Annotated in this window: 17 protein-coding genes; all 17 read left to right on the forward strand. The window is 46.2% G+C overall.

The annotated features are described in order from the left end of the window. Positions 1–11 precede the first annotated feature (11 nt). The 17 genes from C1T21_RS19960 (at position 12) to C1T21_RS20040 (ending at position 17,457) form a co-directional block, all read left to right on the forward strand. Complete coding sequence (locus C1T21_RS19960; RefSeq protein ID WP_103049471.1) at positions 12–1,127, forward strand: TIGR04053 family radical SAM/SPASM domain-containing protein; 1,116 nt, start codon at positions 12–14, stop codon at positions 1,125–1,127. Next, the gene (gene hemG, locus C1T21_RS19965) at positions 1,111–2,532 is read left to right on the forward strand and encodes a protoporphyrinogen oxidase (protein ID WP_103049472.1); all 1,422 of its coding nucleotides are present in this window, start codon (positions 1,111–1,113) and stop codon (positions 2,530–2,532) included. Before C1T21_RS19960 ends, hemG begins: the two co-directional genes overlap by 17 nt. A gap of 109 nt (positions 2,533–2,641) precedes the next feature. Further along, positions 2,642–3,361 (forward strand): iron-sulfur cluster repair di-iron protein, encoded by a 720-nt coding sequence (gene ric / locus C1T21_RS19970; RefSeq protein WP_025718083.1) that lies wholly within the window; start codon positions 2,642–2,644, stop codon positions 3,359–3,361. A gap of 28 nt (positions 3,362–3,389) precedes the next feature. Continuing rightward, on the forward strand, positions 3,390–4,241 hold the full coding sequence (gene modA / locus C1T21_RS19975; RefSeq protein WP_103049473.1) for a molybdate ABC transporter substrate-binding protein: 852 nt from the start codon (positions 3,390–3,392) through the stop codon (positions 4,239–4,241). Continuing rightward, complete coding sequence (gene modB / locus C1T21_RS19980) at positions 4,238–4,915, forward strand: molybdate ABC transporter permease subunit (RefSeq protein ID WP_103049474.1); 678 nt, start codon at positions 4,238–4,240, stop codon at positions 4,913–4,915. Before modA ends, modB begins: the two co-directional genes overlap by 4 nt. 198 nt (positions 4,916–5,113) lie before the next feature. After that, on the forward strand, positions 5,114–8,788 hold the full coding sequence (locus C1T21_RS19985) for a nitrate reductase subunit alpha (RefSeq protein WP_103049475.1): 3,675 nt from the start codon (positions 5,114–5,116) through the stop codon (positions 8,786–8,788). Next, a complete protein-coding gene (narH, locus tag C1T21_RS19990; RefSeq protein WP_028542275.1) occupies positions 8,778–10,355 on the forward strand; it encodes a nitrate reductase subunit beta in 1,578 nt (525 codons plus the stop codon). Before C1T21_RS19985 ends, narH begins: the two co-directional genes overlap by 11 nt. Beyond that, complete coding sequence (narJ, locus tag C1T21_RS19995) at positions 10,348–10,914, forward strand: nitrate reductase molybdenum cofactor assembly chaperone (RefSeq protein WP_103049476.1); 567 nt, start codon at positions 10,348–10,350, stop codon at positions 10,912–10,914. The genes narH and narJ overlap by 8 nt, the downstream gene beginning before the upstream one ends. After that, on the forward strand, positions 10,914–11,597 hold the full coding sequence (gene narI / locus C1T21_RS20000; RefSeq protein ID WP_081330765.1) for a respiratory nitrate reductase subunit gamma: 684 nt from the start codon (positions 10,914–10,916) through the stop codon (positions 11,595–11,597). The genes narJ and narI overlap by 1 nt, the downstream gene beginning before the upstream one ends. A gap of 45 nt (positions 11,598–11,642) precedes the next feature. Next, entirely contained in the window at positions 11,643–12,095 is a 453-nt protein-coding gene (locus C1T21_RS20005; protein ID WP_029515512.1) for a GAF domain-containing protein, read from the forward strand. Further along, entirely contained in the window at positions 12,096–13,160 is a 1,065-nt protein-coding gene (locus tag C1T21_RS20010) for a PAS domain-containing sensor histidine kinase (RefSeq protein WP_039274412.1), read from the forward strand. Positions 13,161–13,167: 7 nt separating this feature from the next. Next, the gene (locus C1T21_RS20015; protein ID WP_023989699.1) at positions 13,168–13,815 is read left to right on the forward strand and encodes a response regulator transcription factor; all 648 of its coding nucleotides are present in this window, start codon (positions 13,168–13,170) and stop codon (positions 13,813–13,815) included. A 22-nt stretch (positions 13,816–13,837) separates the two neighbouring features. Then, positions 13,838–14,368, forward strand: coding sequence for a hemerythrin domain-containing protein (locus tag C1T21_RS20020; protein WP_180984624.1), 531 nt, complete (start codon positions 13,838–13,840; stop codon positions 14,366–14,368). A 166-nt stretch (positions 14,369–14,534) separates the two neighbouring features. Next, a complete protein-coding gene (locus C1T21_RS20025) occupies positions 14,535–15,689 on the forward strand; it encodes a nitrate/nitrite transporter (protein WP_103049478.1) in 1,155 nt (384 codons plus the stop codon). Beyond that, positions 15,682–16,701 carry a ThiF family adenylyltransferase gene (locus tag C1T21_RS20030; protein WP_103049479.1) on the forward strand — a complete coding sequence of 340 codons (1,020 nt, stop codon included), beginning with the start codon at positions 15,682–15,684 and terminating at the stop codon, positions 16,699–16,701. The genes C1T21_RS20025 and C1T21_RS20030 overlap by 8 nt, the downstream gene beginning before the upstream one ends. Before the next feature lie 85 nt (positions 16,702–16,786). Next, on the forward strand, positions 16,787–17,227 hold the full coding sequence (locus C1T21_RS20035) for a molybdenum cofactor biosynthesis protein MoaE (protein WP_103049689.1): 441 nt from the start codon (positions 16,787–16,789) through the stop codon (positions 17,225–17,227). Next, a complete protein-coding gene (locus tag C1T21_RS20040) occupies positions 17,224–17,457 on the forward strand; it encodes a MoaD/ThiS family protein (protein WP_029515506.1) in 234 nt (77 codons plus the stop codon). Before C1T21_RS20035 ends, C1T21_RS20040 begins: the two co-directional genes overlap by 4 nt. The last annotated feature ends 17 nt before the right edge of the window (positions 17,458–17,474 follow it).

Raw genomic sequence — 17,474 nt, forward strand, 5'->3', positions numbered from 1 at the left:
GAGAGACATCAATGATATCTTTGAAAACGCCGCGTGATTATCATACAGATCCGTTTATAGTCATCTGGGAGGTTACACGAGCTTGTGCTTTAAAGTGCCTTCACTGTAGAGCGGAAGCTCAGTACAAACCTGATCCTCGCCAACTGACACTAGAAGAAGGTAAGAAGCTTATAGATCAAATCGCTGAAATGAATCATCCGTTGGTTGTATTCACAGGCGGAGATCCTTTGATGCGTCCTGATCTGTTTGAACTGGCTCGATATGCAATTGAAGAGAAAAATCTGTCGGTTTCGATGACCCCCAGTGCCACCCCTAAAGTGACACGAGCAGCGGTAGAAAAAGCAAAGCAAGTTGGGTTATCGCGGTGGGCGTTTAGTCTGGACGGTTCATGTGCAGACATTCACGATCATTTTCGGGGTACAGTGGGTTCTTACGATACGACCATGCGAGGAATTGGTTATTTAAAGGAACTGAACATCCCTATTCAAGTGAACACTACGGTGTCCCGGTACAATCTTCATGATCTGGAGCAAATTGCAGAAAGGGTAAAGGAAATGCAGGCTGTGTTATGGAGTTTATTTTTCCTTGTTCCAACCGGACGTGGCATGGAGAAAGATATGATTACTCCTGATGAGCATGAAGCCGTAATGAAATGGTTGTATCAAATACAGCAACAGATGCCGTACGGTGTGAAGGCTACAGAAGCTCCTCACTACCGGAGGGTCGTACTGCAGGAAAAGCACAAAGCAGGTGAGAACAGTGTAGCAGACGGACAAAAGAGGGCAGATATTTTAGGACGTGCTCCTAAAGGCGTAAATGATGGAGATGGATTTGTTTTTATTAGTCATATCGGCGAAGTATACCCAAGCGGTTTTCTGCCTCTTATGTGCGGGAATGTACGAAACGATAGCCTGGCAGATATTTATCGCAACTCTCCGATCATGATGAATCTTAGAGATAAGTCCCTACTTAAAGGTAAATGTGGAGTCTGTGAATTCAAGGCCATCTGTGGGGGCTCCAGAGCAAGGGCTTTTGCAATAACAGGAGACTATTTGGAGAGTGACCCTTATTGCGCTTATATACCCGGGGTTGGAGAGGAAAAGTGTTTTCATGAAAAAAAGTTCTAAAAAAGTCGTTATTCTCGGTGGAGGAATAAGTGGTTTAAGTGCTGCCTTTTATGTGAAAAAGCTGGCTGAGGATCGGCAGCTTGAAGTGGAGATTACACTGGTGGAGAAAAGTGAACGTCTGGGAGGAAAGCTGCAAACCGTTCGCCAAAACGATTTTATGATCGAAAAAGGCCCGGATGCTTTCTTGGCCAGAAAGACGGCAATATTGGATCTGACCATGGAGTTGGGGCTGGAAGCAGAGCTGGTATCGACAAACCCGAAAGCCAAATCTGCTTGCATTTTGCATAAGGGCAAACTTCATACGATGCCGATGGGCTTTATTCTGGGTATCCCAACAAAGCTGACTCCTTTCATTCGGACAGGACTTATTTCTCCGCTGGGAAAAGCACGGGCAGCCCTGGATTTAATCATTCCGGCGAAGAAAGGTGATGCGGACGAATCTCTAGGTGATTTTATCAAACGGCGTCTCGGCAAAGAAGTTCTGGACCAGATTACAGAACCGCTGCTGTCTGGAATTTACGCTGGGGATACTCATTCTCTGAGCCTTATGTCAACTTTCCCTCAATTTAAACTAATGGAACAAAAGCATGGAAGTTTGATTAAGGGTATGTCTAAAGGGGCAGGAAGAAAGTCGGCTGTACAAGACAAACTGCCGGATATCGCTAAGAAAAGTATGTTTCTTTCTTATCGGCTAGGATTATCTACAATCGTGGAACGGCTAAAGGAAAGGCTGGATACCGTACGTTTTGTTATGGGGCAAGGTGTAGTTGAAGTAAGGAAAGAAAGCGGTTATCAGGTCATTTTAGAACATGGACAAAAAATAGCTGCGGATGCGGTGATCTGCGCTGTTCCAGCTTTTGAAGCGGCTACATTATTTTCTGGCGTTGCAAGCGCTAGCTGGTTACACAAGATTCACTATGTTTCCGTAGCCAATATTGCCCTTGCTTATAAAAACACAGATCTTAATTTTGCTTTTGAGGGAACGGGATTTCTAGTCCCCCGCAAAGAAGGCAAAAAGATTACGGCATGTACTTGGTCTTCGACGAAGTGGAGCCATACTGCTCCTGAAGGATATACGCTTTTACGGACCTACATCGGACATGCAGGCGCACAGGAGTGGATTCAGATGACAGACGATCAACTTGTGGATGCCGCGCGCAAAGATTTGAAAGATTTAATGGGCCTGGAAGCGGAACCGGAATTCGTTGAAGTCAGTAGGTGTGATCGATCAATGCCGCAATATCCGATTGGACACAAAGAGCATATGGCGAAGATGAGACAGGACTTCGCACAGTATTTACCGGGTGTTTTTCTATGCGGTGCTGGCTATGGGGGCGTTGGAATTCCAGATTGCATTGCTCAAGGGAAAGAAGCGGCTGAACAGTTACTTTCTGATTTTTTATAATCAGGCTCTTTCCACTAGTGAAAGAGGGAACCCCCTGATTGGTTCAGCTTTAAGGGAGACGTAGAATGAAAGTTGAGCACAAAATCGAAGTACGATGGAGGAATGGAAGATGAGCCAGTTAACGGAAGAAACATGGGTGGCGGACATTGTGAAAGCAGTACCCAAAACGGGAGATCTGTTCCGCAAACTGAGGATAGATTTCTGCTGTGGAGGGAAAATATCGCTCCGTGAAGCAGCAGCCAATCGAGGCCTTCACGCTGGTGAACTGCTGACGCAGATACATGAAGTGGAAGAAAAGCAGGCACAGCATAAGCAAATGCAACCTCCTTCACTCGAACCAAAAGAACTAATCGCCTATATTCAAAATGAGTATCATACGAAGCTTCGGGAAGAACTATCGGCCTTAACGCCGTATGTAACCAAACTAACGCGAGTTCACGGTGAACGTTATCCGCATCTCAAGCGAGTTAATGAACTGTTTACCTTGCTTAAACAGGAATTATCGGAACATATTCAAAATGAGGAGGATCTTGTGTTTCCGATGATTGAAGCATTTTTACAAGAATCAACAGTGGAACGAGCAGATGAACTAAATCCAATTTTGTCCAAGTTGCAAGACGAGCATCAAACGGTGGTGGAATTCCTGAAGGAAATGCGCTTGATCACAAACGGCTTTGAGCCGATGCAGGAAGCTTGTGGTACGCACCGACTCGTATTGAAGCGGTTAGAAGACCTGGAAGCAGATATTTTTAATCATATTCTTCTTGAAAATTGTACACTGATCGAACGTACAAGACAGGCACAGCTAATAGCGAAACCGATTAATTGATGATGAACTACATGAGGAGCCGAACCAAATGCAAAAATTAATTAAAAGTAGCACTGTTTTCGTTTTGGTTATTTCCATCATTTTATTATTATCAGGATGTGGTACGAAACAACAACTAGATTCAAATGTTGGCAGCGCCGGTCAGAATGGATCTTCCAGCCAGACATCTTCGAAAACGGCTGAAACTACTGAGCTTACCATATCCGCAGCAGCAAGTTTAACGGATGCGCTCAAAGAAATTCAGCATTCATACGAATTAATCCATACAGGCATCAAATTGAATTTTAACTTCGGCGGCTCTGGTGCGCTGGAAAAACAAATTGAGCAAGGAGCACCATCGGATTTGTTCCTATCCGCTTCGACCAAAAACATGAAGTCCCTTGTTGATCAGCAATTAATAGATACGAAAAAACAAAAAACGTGGCTGACGAACGAATTGGTCGCGGTTATCCCTGTAGACGGGACGATGAACATCGCGAGTGTAACCGATTTAACAAAAAAAGAAGTGAAGAAAGTTGCGATCGGAATTCCTGAAAGTGTTCCAGCGGGTAACTACGCACAGGAAGCACTGACGAAAGCGAAGCTTTGGGACACGTTACAGAGCAAGCTGGTTCAAGCGAAAGACGTTAGACAAGTGCTGCAATATGTGGAAACTGGGAATGCAGATGTCGGATTTGTATATAAAACAGATGCATTGACTTCACAAAAGGCAAAAATCGCCTTTGAGGTGGATCCCAAAACCTATTCACCTGTTGAGTATCCAATCGGGATTGTCAAAGCTACAAAGCACATTCAAGAAGCCGAAGACTTTTATGCCTACCTACAATCGCAAGAATCTCTGAATATTATGGCTAAGTATGGATTTACCATACCGAAGTGAGCATGCAAGATATAGATTGGAATGAATATTGGCCTCCTATCCGATTATCGTTGCAGGTTGCACTGTTATCCAGCGTTTTGGTAATCATATTAGGCTTGCTTGTGGCATGGTCAATGTCGCGGTTGGGATTATTTAAAGGGAAAACGGTTGTTGAAACCGTGCTTATGCTGCCTTTGGTACTCCCACCGACGGTTGTTGGTTTTTTACTGCTAATATTACTTGGACGAAAAAGCGGGTTCGGACGTTTTGTAGAACAATGGTTTGGAGAACCTATTATATTCTCGTGGTGGGCAGGGGTTATAGCAGCGGTGGTAGTGGCTTTTCCTCTTGTCTATCGGACGCTGAGAATGGGATTGTCTTCTGTTGACCAGGACTTGGAAAACGCGGGACGTTCGATGGGTGCAAGTGAATGGCAGGTTTTTCGATATATCACCTTCCCTTTAATTTTCCCTTCTTTTAAAGCTGCCTTTATACTCGGTTTTGCCCGCGGTCTGGGCGAATTTGGTGCTACACTGATGATTGCCGGAAATATTCCGGGTAAAACACAAACGATTCCGACGGCCATTTATATTGCGGTGGATTCTGGTCATCTTCCTATGGCCTGGGCATGGACATGCTCTATCATACTCATTTCTTTTATCATGCTCCTGTTAACAGGCCAAAAGAACAATTAATTACTTCATATAAGCTTCCCTTTAGTAGAGGGAGGCTTTTTTGTATCTTTCCATAGAACGAGGGATTTCCTGTAGCGCTATAGGACATTCCCTAATGGGAACAGAGATGAATGAATTACATAATGAGAGTAAGCGAGTGAGTCTTCCCTTGGAACTTGCATTGGGATGATTCTTTCTAAAAAGGAGTGTTGGTCATCGATGAAAAAGAAATACAACCTCAACTTTTTTAAACCGATCGAAAGCTATTCGGGAAATTGGTCAATCCTTGAGGAAAAAAATAGAGAATGGGAAAACGTGTACCGTCAGCGTTGGTCTCACGACAAAGTGGTTCGGACGACTCACGGAGTGAACTGCACCGGTTCCTGTAGTTGGAAGGTTTTTGTCAAAAACGGCATCATTACCTGGGAAAATCAACAGATCGATTATCCTTCCTGCGGTGTAGATATGCCAGAATTTGAACCGCGGGGATGTCCGCGTGGGGCTACATTTTCCTGGTATGAATACAGTCCATTACGCGTGAAATATCCTTATATGCGCGGTAAGCTGTTGCGGCTTTGGCAGGCGGCCATCCAGGAACATGCTAATCCGGTGGAAGCATGGGCAAGCATTGTGGAAGATCCGGAGAAAGCCAAGCTCTACAAAGCAGCTCGCGGAAAAGGCGGTCATGTCCGTGTCACTTGGGACGATGTCCTGCGTCTGATCTCGGCACAACTCATCTATACCATTCGTAAATACGGTCCTGACCGGATCGCGGGCTTTACGCCAATCCCGGCGATGTCAATGATAAGCTACGCTTCAGGAGCTCGATTCATTTCGCTACTGGGTGGGCAGATGTTGAGTTTTTATGACTGGTATGCCGACCTTCCGCCTTCATCTCCTCAAATTTGGGGTGAGCAGACGGATGTACCGGAATCTTCTGATTGGTACAATGCGGGTTACCTGATCATGTGGGGATCGAACGTACCGCTTACCCGGACGCCAGACGCTCATTTTATGACGGAAGTACGATATAAGGGAACAAAAGTTGTATCAGTGGCTCCCGACTTGGCGGAGAATGTGAAGTTCGCTGACAACTGGCTTGCACCACATCCGGGTACAGATGCTGCCGTAGCCCAGGCTATGACACATGTTATTCTGGATGAGTTTTACAAAGAGCGCCAAGAACCGATGTTCATTAACTATGCCAAACAATATACAGATATGCCGTTTATGATTCTGCTTGATCCGCACGAGGGAGCTTGGAAAGGTGGACGTTTCCTACGGGCGAGTGACCTTGGGGATGTATCGCCGCATGCGGACTGGAAGCCAGTCATATATGACGAAGCAGCGGGGGAAATGCTGGTTCCTAACGGTACGATGGGACAGCGCTGGGAGCAGGATAAAAAATGGAACCTGATTCTGGAGCGGGAAGACGGAACAAAAGTTGAGCCCGCACTCACTGTGGAAGGTCATGGTGAGCAATGGGAAGAAATCGTATTCCCTTACTTTGATAACGCGGGTAATGGAACATTCAAACGTGTAATTCCGGCCAAAAAAGTACGCCTAGCAGATGGCTCGGAGCGTTACGTTGCAACCGTGTACGATTTGATGATGAGCCAGTACGGTGTCGCACGCAATGACAGCTCTCATAACGCCAAGAATTATTACGACGAAGCTTCGCATTATACCCCTGCCTGGCAGGAGAAGATCACAGGTGTGAAGGCGTCTGTTGTGGTACAGATTGCTCGGGAATTTGCTCAAAATGCAATCGATACCAAAGGGCGCTCCATGATTATTATGGGTGCGGGTATCAACCACTGGTTCAATAGTGACACGATCTATCGCTCCATCTTGAATCTTGTCGTGTTGACTGCTTCCCAAGGTGTAAACGGTGGAGGCTGGGCGCATTATGTGGGTCAAGAAAAGCTCCGTCCCATCGAAGGCTGGTCAACGATTGCCTTTGCAAAAGACTGGCAAGGGGCGGCTCGGCAGCAAAATGCTACATCGTTTTTCTACTTTGCAACAGAGCAATGGCGTTACGAAGAAAGTGGAACAGACACCTTGAAGTCACCGATTGGTGGGGATGTCAGTTACAGACATCCAGCAGACTACAACGTGCTCGCAGCGCGTTTGGGTTGGCTGCCTTCTTATCCACAGTTTAATAAAAACAGTCTGCTGTTCGCCGAAGAGGCTGCGCAATTAGGCAAGAAGTCCAACGAGGACATCATTAATCATTCTGTGGAAGAGATTAAATCACGTAAGACACGCTTTGCTGTAGAAGATCCTGGGGCAGCCGAGAACTTCCCGCGTTCACTCTTTGTTTGGCGGTCAAATCTGATTTCTAGTTCGGCGAAGGGACAAGAGTATTTCATGAAACATTTACTCGGAGCATCTGATGCCCTGCTTGCCCGACCGAATGAAGAACAAAAACCTGAGGAAATCGTCTGGAGAGAAGATGTAGAAGGAAAGCTTGATTTGATGGTTGCACTTGATTTCCGGATGACAACAACTCCATTGTACGCGGACATCGTGCTTCCGGCGGCAACCTGGTACGAAAAAACAGACTTGTCGTCAACAGACATGCATCCTTTCGTGCACCCGTTTAATCCGGCCGTTAATCCATTGTGGGAATCCCGCGCGGACTGGGATATTTACCGCCAGCTTTCCGAAGTCTTTTCGGATATGGCAAAAGAGCACTTACCAGGAATATATAAAGACCTTGTGACCGCGCCGCTCGCACATGACAGTATAGGCGAAATTTCACAGCCGATGGGTCTTGTAAAGGATTGGACGAAGGGTGAGATTGAAGCAACCCCGGGGAAAACCATGCCGAATTTCAGCATCGTCGAACGCGATTATACTAAAATTCACGATAAATTTATCTCACTCGGTCCGAATTTGATTACCGGGAAAGCAGGTGCGCATGGCGTCAGCTTCTCCGTAGCGGACGAATATGAGGAAATGAAAAAGTTGAACGGAGTTTATTACGACGAATCCATTAAAGATGGGCTGCCCAAAATTCAGACAGCTCGCCAAGTGGCCAATGCAATTCTGCACCTTTCATCCGCGACTAATGGACGGGTGTCGCAAAAGGCTTATGAGCAGGCAGAAGAGCTTCACGGTGTGGAACTCAAAGACATCTCGGCCGATCGGGCAGCTGAAAGGATCACTTTCCAAAGTATCACGGCACAGCCACGGGAAGTTATACCGACACCAGTATTCACTGGATCGAACAAGAAAGGACGCCGCTATTCACCATTTACAACGAATATTGAACGTCTCGTTCCGTTTCGTACTTTGACGGGAAGACAGCATTTCTATATTGATCATGAGATTTTCCAACAATTTGGGGAATCATTGCCGATCTACAAACCGACGCTACCGCCAATGGTGTTCGGCCCTCGCGATCGGGAAATAAAAGGCGGGCAAGATTCACTGGTGCTCCGTTATCTGACACCGCACGGTAAATGGAATATTCACTCCACCTACCAGGATAACCAGCATATGCTTACACTGTTTCGCGGAGGTCCAACGGTGTGGATCAACAACGAAGACGCAGAGGCACACGATCTTGCCGACAATGACTGGGTAGAGGTATACAACCGTAACGGCGTCGTAACCGCCCGGACCGTTGTCAGCCACCGGATGCCAAGAGGAACGATGTTCATGTACCATGCTCAGGATAAGCACATTCAAGTGCCAGGCTCCGAAATCACGGATACACGCGGCGGTAGTCATAACGCACCGACAAGAATTCATCTCAAACCAACCCAGATGGTCGGTGGATATGCTCAGCTTAGTTATGGATTCAACTATTATGGTCCGATCGGCAACCAGCGTGATGTGTACGTTGCGGTACGTAAAATGAAGGAGGTTAACTGGCTTGAAGATTAAAGCTCAAATTGCCATGGTCATGAACCTGGATAAATGTATTGGCTGCCATACGTGCAGCGTGACATGTAAAACAACCTGGACGAACCGCAAAGGTGCGGAATATATGTGGTTTAACAATGTGGAAACCAAACCCGGTATCGGTTATCCGAAGCGCTGGGAAGACCAGGAATTATATAAAGGCGGCTGGCAGCTCCGCAAAGGGAAATTGGAACTGAAGTCAGGCAACAAGCTGTCCAAAATAGCACTGGGTAAGATTTTTTACAATCCAGACATGCCGGAAATGAAAGATTATTATGAGCCCTGGACTTACAATTACGAGCAACTGACCAACGCCGGTGAACAGAAGCATTCACCTGTGGCACGCGCGCACTCTGCGGTAACGGGTGAAAAAATGGATTTGGAGTGGGGGCCAAACTGGGAAGATGACCTGGCGGGTGCGCATGTAACGGGTCCGCTTGATCCAAATATTCAGAAAATAGAAGAAGAGATTAAATTTAACTTTGAGAAGTCATTCATGGTTTATCTCCCACGGCTTTGCGAACATTGTTTAAATCCGAGCTGTGTCGCGTCCTGTCCTTCGGGCGCCATGTACAAACGGGACGAGGACGGAATCGTGCTCGTGGATCAGGAAGCCTGCCGCGGCTGGCGGTATTGCATGACGGGCTGTCCATATAAAAAAGTGTACTTTAACTGGCAGACGAACAAAGCGGAAAAATGTACCTTCTGTTTCCCACGTGTGGAAGCTGGCCTGCCGACAGTCTGCTCCGAGACATGTACAGGACGAATTCGCTACCTCGGCGTTATGTTGTATGACGCGGATCGGGTGCTTGAGGCCGCTTCTACGCAGGACGAGAAAGAACTTTATAAAGCGCAGTGCGACCTGTTCATGGATCCAAGTGATCCGGCAGTGATTGCTCAAGCGAGAAAAGACGGTATCTCGGAGGACTGGATTGAAGCAGCCCAGAACTCGCCGGTCTACAAGCTTGCCATTGAGCACAAGCTGGCATTCCCGCTTCATCCAGAATACCGCACATTACCTATGGTCTGGTATGTGCCACCACTTAGTCCGATCATGAATTACTTTGAAGGGAAAGACTCGATTGAGAATCCCGATATGATCTTTCCGGCTATCGAAGAGATGCGTACCCCCATTCAGTACCTTGCCAATATGCTGACGGCGGGCGACACGCAAACCGTGAAGGAGTCCTTGCAGCGAATGGCTATGATGCGCTCCTATATGCGTGCCCAGTCCACAGGACAATCTTTCGATGAAAGCCGTCTTGAGCGCATCGGCATGACACCACGGCAGACTGAGCAGATGTATCGACTTCTGGCGATTGCCAAGTATGAGGATCGTTTCGTCATTCCGACATCGCATAAAGAAGGATATTCGAATCCGTACCGGGCTCAAGGATCTGCTGGTTACGGCGATACCATGGGAAACATGGGTTCTGGCTCTGGATGTGACGGCTGTAGTATGGCAAGTTCGATGGGGATGGAAGAGCCTTTGAAAACTGGCAAAGAAATGTATGAAGAAAACTTCTACGGGGGTATTTGGCGTGATTAATGTAGCGAAGTTGTATGAATGCAAGCCATCATTCGGGTTTTTCGCTCAGCAACTCATGTACCCGGAAAAGCTGGATTTTCATCCAGCTTTTCTGGAAGCATCGTTTGATCCGAACCATCCGGCATATACGTATGCGCACACTTACTGGTCCCTTATGCAAGAGTTCAGTATGGAAGAGATTCAGGAAATGTATACAGAAACCTTTGATTTTCAAAAAAATTGCGCATTATATATGACTTACTTCAAGTTCGAAGATGCAAAAGAACGGGGACAAATGTTGGTCAAGTTAAAGGTGCTATATGAGATGTACGGTCTTGAAATGCCAGATGGAGAGCTGCCAGATTACCTTCCGCTCATGTGTGAATTTCTGTATGCCGCCGAATGGGCGCAAGATCCGAAGACGACAGAAAACTTTCGCATGCCAATCGCGATCCTGGAAGACGGCACATATCATTTGCTTAAAGCACTGGAAAAAATGGAAAGCCCGTATTTTCATCTGGTGAAGGGACTGCGCGAAACGCTTAAAGCTTGCGTAGAACAGGAGGCAGCCACGCTATGATGATGCTAGAGCAGTTTTTATGGGTCATTTTCCCCTATATGTGCGTGGTCGTCTTTATTGTAGGGCATATTTTTCGCTACAGAAACGACCAGTTTAATTGGACAGCGAAATCAAGTGAATTTATTGAAAAGAAACAATTGATGATCGGAAGCCTCTTGTTCCACCTGGGTATCATCCCGGTTATTATGGGGCATGTGTCCGGTCTGGGCATACCGAAAACCTGGATGCATGCACTGGGTGTAAATGATCATCTGTATCATATTGGGGCAGTTTATATTGGTGGTATATTCGGAGCCATGACGTTCCTCGGTATGTTGATTCTCACCTCTCGCCGTTTTACAATACGCAATGTGCGCCGTTTAAGTACAGCGTCTGATTTGATCGTAAACGTATTGCTTTTGGCCATTGTATGCATGGGGATGTTTGCGACTCTCGTAACGAATGCGGTACAGCCAGAATTCGATTATCGAGAGACGATCTCAATCTGGTTCCGCGGTTTATTCATATTCCGTGTCGACCCGACACTGATGAGAGACGTACCGATGTCCTTCAAGCTTCATATCCTTATGGCCTTTGCGATTTTTGCATTCTGGCCGTTTACCCGGCTTGTACATGTGTGGAGTGTTCCGTTGAATTATGTGCGCAGAAGTTATATCCTTTACAGAAGACATAAATCGAATTAGGAAAGCGGGCTCTGCCTTCTTTCCTAATTCTATTAGGAGAGAGCGATGAATAATAGGATGGATTATCAAAGGGAGCTTGAGCGAATACGCGAACATTTCGGTTATGATTTCATGGCGCTTGCTCTTGTTGAACCGGCCGAATATCAATACGTAATTAAATGGAAAAATGCAGCCGGTAATTTAAATGATCGCTTTAAGCGAATTGTACTGCAATCCGGAAAGGGCATAGCAGGAGTCGTGTTCAAAACTGGGAAATCCGTTTTCATTCCATCTGTTCATCAATATGTGGGGGCAGACAACCTGTTTAACTACCCGATCGTTCAATCCGAGAAGCTCAAGAGTCTCGGGGCTGTTCCCCTATGGAATGATGCTCGCGTCGCGGGCGTACTGCTTGGTGGATTTCGGGAAGAACTGCTGATGACCGCAGCCATGATGCGTGATTTGGAAGCTTTGGCGCATAGGGGATTTGGAGAGTTGAACGGGAAGGAAGTGATGTAATTGACATTATCTGTAGGGACTGGCTCTTTGAATGCGCTAATGGTGAAGTTGTTTGAGAACAGTACAGAAGCCATTTTCTTTTTTGATGGGCAAGGGAACACCCTAGCTATGAACCCGGCAGCGGAGGAGATTGTGAGCGATGACGTTCTCATTCAACTCTATGAAGGGAAGGAAAAAGCTTTGTGTGGAACATGCAGGGGCTATACAAGCGAAACGGAGCCCCGTACCTGCCTTGATTGTTATTTCAATATGCCAGAATCCAAGGATTTCGCTTCTTTTCAGGTTTATCTGGAAACAAAGAGCAACGGAATGATCCCCTATGCCGCTTCTTTTCACACCATTGATTCTGAACATGGAACAAGGGTGTTGATGTTGAGGGACTTGACTCCGCAATTTCAGACGCAGGAAAAATTGTATCAAAACAAAATGATGAAGCATGTCATTGAAGCGCAGGAAAATGAGCGTAAACGGCTTTCCAGGGAACTGCACGACAGCGTCGCCCAGGAATTGATGAGTGCGGTTGTTGAGCTGCGGGTGTTAAAATACATGACGAATGATGAACAGCTCATCAAAAACATGAAGCAGACTGAAGCATCCATGACGCGATTGCTGGATGATATCCGCAACCTGTCTGTGGAACTACGCCCCGCCACACTTGATGATTTTGGGCTTGAAGCGGCATTTCGTTCCCACTTTAAGAGGGTTGAACAAAGCTTTGGTCTTGTCGTTGAATTTGTGTCGGATCTTCCCCAAAAGCGATATGGAAGTGAAAAGGAAACGGTCATTTACCGTGTCTGCCAGGAGGCTGTTCTCAATGCCTTGAAGTATGCCCAGGTAGATATGGTTAAAGTTTCTTTGTCTGAGCACGATCATACGCTTCGTTTGACTGTAGAGGACGATGGGGTTGGCTTTGAAAAGGGGAGCAATCCTATTGGAACGGGACTTGGTTTATATGGCATGCAGGAGAGAGCAGAACTGGTAGGTGGAAGTTTTGGCGTTCTTTCAAATGTTGGTCAAGGAACCAAAGTATTTTTAAAAATTCCGATTGGACATGAGGAGGAGTAAAGACGTGATCAAAATTGTGTTAGCGGATGACCATGCCATTGTACGGAGCGGATTTTCCATGATTTTGAACTTCCAATCGGATATGGAGGTTGTTGGAACGGCTGCAGACGGCATTGAAGCGTATACAATGGTAGCTAAATATCGTCCAGATATTCTGATCATGGACCTCAGCATGCCCCCAGGCGAGAGTGGATTGATCGCCACAGGCAAGATTAAAGAAGACCACCCTGATACTAAAATTCTGATTCTGACCATGCATGATGATGAAGAATATCTTTTTCATATTTTAAAGAATGGTGCTTCAGGGTATGTTTTGAAAAATGCTCCAGATGAGGAGCTATTACTTGCCATACGAACCATTCATGGGGGTGGGACTTATATCCATCCTAAAATGGCTACTTCTCTCGTTCGTGAGTTCATCAAAAAAGATACAACGTCACAATCAGAAGATCCTTATGAGATCCTGTCCAAGCGGGAACTGGAGATTCTGCCTCTGGTCGCAAAAGGTTACGGTAACAAGGAAGTTGCGGAAAAGCTGTTCATCTCTGTCAAGACGGTGGAAGCGAACAAAGCGAAGATCATGGAAAAATTGAATTTAAGAAGCCGGCCTGAACTGGTCCAATATGCATTAAAGAAAAAAATGCTGGATTTTTAGCCGATGAATGGAGGAAATCCGCGTGCTGGAAAATGAGAAACTGCGCTTTTCCAAACCTGCCATGCGTATTCTTGAAAATGAGCATCGATATCTAACATATCTGATGGATGAATGGCATGCCATTGTATTGTGGTTTGAGCAGCACAGAATACTAGATTTGGAAGAAGGCCGCAAGCAACTGGAAAAACTGAGAATGCAGATTATCGACTTTAGGGTACCCCTCAAGAAACATACCGAAAAGGAAGAAGAACACTTCTTTTCTATGCTAGGAACCTACATTGGTTTTGAGCAGGGACCGCTCGTCGGTATACAGGAGGAGCACCGTGAAATAGAGGGCTATATCGATCATTTTCTTCATCAGACGGAGGGCGATTTGAGTTTGCTCACGCTTGATGACATTCAGGAGGCAGCCAAGAACGCGGGAGAGGCCTTTGAAGTGCTGACTGTACATTTTATAAAAGAAGAAACTGTACTTTTTCCTATGGCAGAGCAACAGATCAATCGGAATGATCTAACCAAGTTATGTGACAAATTAAATACAATTATCTCTTAAAAAGACCAAGTCGCTTCTTATAGAAGCGGCTTTTTATATTTTCAGGGAGTCCCCTGTCAGGTAAAGGGGAGTCCCCTATATTCGAACAGATCGACTAGCGGCTACAATGGGGACAGAAAATTCAAATTAATAATTCGACAGAAAAAACGTTGAAAAGGTGAGTTAAATGATTAGAAAAATGCAGTTGCCGCTACAAACATTGAACTTGATTCTTGGATTCATGGTATGGGTTATCATTTCTTCTCTTATGCCGTTCATTACGGAGGATATTGCTATTCCACCCGGAAAATTGGCCATGGTTACGGCGATTCCGGTCGTGCTTGGATCGATTCTGCGCATTCCGCTTGGTTATTATGCCAACATCGTTGGAGCAAGAATCGTTTTTCTCGTTAGCTTTATTTTGCTTTTGTTTCCCGTCTACTACATTAGTGAAGCTTCTACGATGACGGATTTAATTATCGGTGGCTTGTTCCTTGGGATTGGAGGAGCTGTGTTCTCGGTTGGGGTGACTTCGCTACCGAAGTATTATCCAAAGGAAAAACATGGGTTTGTAAATGGAATGTATGGCATAGGGAATTTGGGAACAGCCGTCACTACCTTCTCGGCCCCTATTGTGGCTACACAAATTGGCTGGGCCCTTACAGTGAAGCTGTATCTCATTCTGCTGCTTGTTTTTATCGTTTTGAATTTCTTCTTAGGGGATCGTCATGAAGCTAAAGTAAAGACGCCTATTATGGAACAGATCAAAGGGGTTTACAAAAATGAAAAGCTTTGGTTTTTCTCGCTCTTTTATTTTATTACATTTGGCTCATTTGTAGCGTTCACGGTGTACTTGCCGAATTTCCTGGTATCGAATTTTGAGCTGGCTAAAGTGGATGCAGGGATGCGTACAGCAGGCTTTATTGCGATTGCTACATTCTTCCGTCCCATCGGTGGCTGGCTGGCGGATCGGTTTCAGCCCCTGTTCCTGCTGGTAGGCACGTTCACAGTTTATACGGTCGCTGCGATTCTTTTGGCTTTTTCACCAGGGATTACCCTGTATACAGTAGGCTGCTTGGCGATCGCTGTAAGTGCTGGAGTGGGGAACGGCGTCATTTTCAAGCTAGTTCCATTTTATTTTAATAAACAAGCAGGTATAGTTAACGGAATTGTATCCATGATGGGCGGTCTCGGTGGCTTTTTCCCTCCGATCTTGTTGTCGACGATTCATGCCGCTACTGGCCAATATTCCATTGGATTCATGCTCCTCTCCCAAGTGGCGCTGGCTAGCCTGATCCTCGTCATATGGCTGTATTATCAAGGGACAAAATCTAATGAATGAACGTTATTCCAGACAGATCTTATTTAGACCCATTGGTGGCGAAGGGCAGCGTAATCTATCCGCTGCTGTCGTCACCATTATCGGTTGCGGGGCACTGGGTTCCGCCATTGCCGAAACATTGGTAAGAGCGGGCGTTGGAGAGCTGCATCTTGTTGACCGGGATTATGTAGAGGTGTCGAATCTGCAACGTCAGCAGTTGTTTACGGAGCAGGACGCTGTGGAAATGCAGCCCAAGGTCATGGCAGCCGAAAAAAGGCTGAAAGCCATACGAGAAGACGTGAGGTTGTACACATATCTCGATAACTTGGATGCCGAGCTTGTTCAAGAACTTGCCAGTAAAAGTATATTGCTGATGGATGCTACGGACAATTTCGAAACTCGTCTACTTATCAACGATGCTGCACTGAAGATAGGAATTCCATGGATTTACGGAGCCTGTGTTGGAAGCACAGGCGTTGTTTTTCCATTCGTGCCGGGAGAGTCTGCTTGTTTACGCTGCCTTCTGCCATCGTTGCCTGCGATCAATCAGACCTGCGATACGGCTGGAATCATCTCACCCGCAGTCCAGGTAACAGCTGCCCTCCAATGTGCAGAAGCCATGAAGTGGCTGAGCGGCAGACGTGATAAGATGCGCCGCAAGGTTCATCTTTTTGATCTATGGGAGAACACGCAGATGGACATAGGGATTTCCCGCATCCGTAACCAAGAATGTCCAACCTGTGGAGAGCATCCTACGTTTCCTGCACTGACAGCATCACGTCGCTCGGCGTATGCGGCTCTGTGCGGACGGAACGTGGTACAGGTTCTTCCAGACCCACATCGTCCAATCACGCTTGATGATGCAGAGAAAATGGGCAGGCTTATAGCAGATCGTGTAAAAAGAACCCCTTATTTTGTTGAATTTTATGCTTTTAAGCATCGAATGATTTTATTCAAAAACGGAAGGCTTCTCATACACGGTGTACGGAGTGTTGCCAACGGTCAAAAGCTATATCATCAGCTGTTCGGCTAAATGAGATGTAGATACAAAAAGCAGAAACATTTAAAAGAGTCTGTCACCGGAGAGTGGTTTGTCCGGTGGCTGGAAGGTGGAAAAGATGAGTGTATTTGAAATCGTAACGGAGCCCATCATCCCGCAGGCTTATGCGGATTATGTCCTAAGGCCGGAAGCAGGAGCGGTGACTATTTTTACAGGGCACGTACGAGAATGGACTCAAGGCGTAAGGACCTTATACCTTGCTTATGAGGCCTATGTCCCTATGGCTCAAAAAAAACTCGCAGAGATTGGTCGCGAGATCGAACAGAAATGGGAAGGGACGCGAGTGGCGATCGCGCACCGCATTGGCGAGCTTCAAATCGGTGATATCGCCGTTGTCATTGCCGTTTCTTCACCTCACCGTTCGGATGCGTATGAGGCAAATGAATACGCGATCGAACGAATTAAAGAAATAGTTCCTATTTGGAAACGAGAGATTTGGGAAGATGGAACGCAGTGGGTCGGAGATCAAAAGAAAAAGCCGGGGGGAGATCAGTTATGATTAAGCTGTACTACTTTGCGGGACTCCGTGAGGTGACGGGAAAAACAGAAGAATTGGCAGATTTGGCAGGCCAAACCGTAGGCGATTTATCCAATTGGATAACAGATCAATATCCAGATATGCCGATCGAGTCTGTGCGAATTGCGATAAACGAGGAGTATGCGTTGTCTACGGATGTATTACAGGATGGAGACATTGCAGCCTTCATTCCCCCAGTCAGCGGCGGCTAATAATAACGATGCTAAAC

Source organism: Paenibacillus sp. F4, from assembly GCF_002894905.1.
In the GTDB taxonomy this organism is placed as follows: domain Bacteria; phylum Bacillota; class Bacilli; order Paenibacillales; family Paenibacillaceae; genus Paenibacillus; species Paenibacillus polymyxa_B.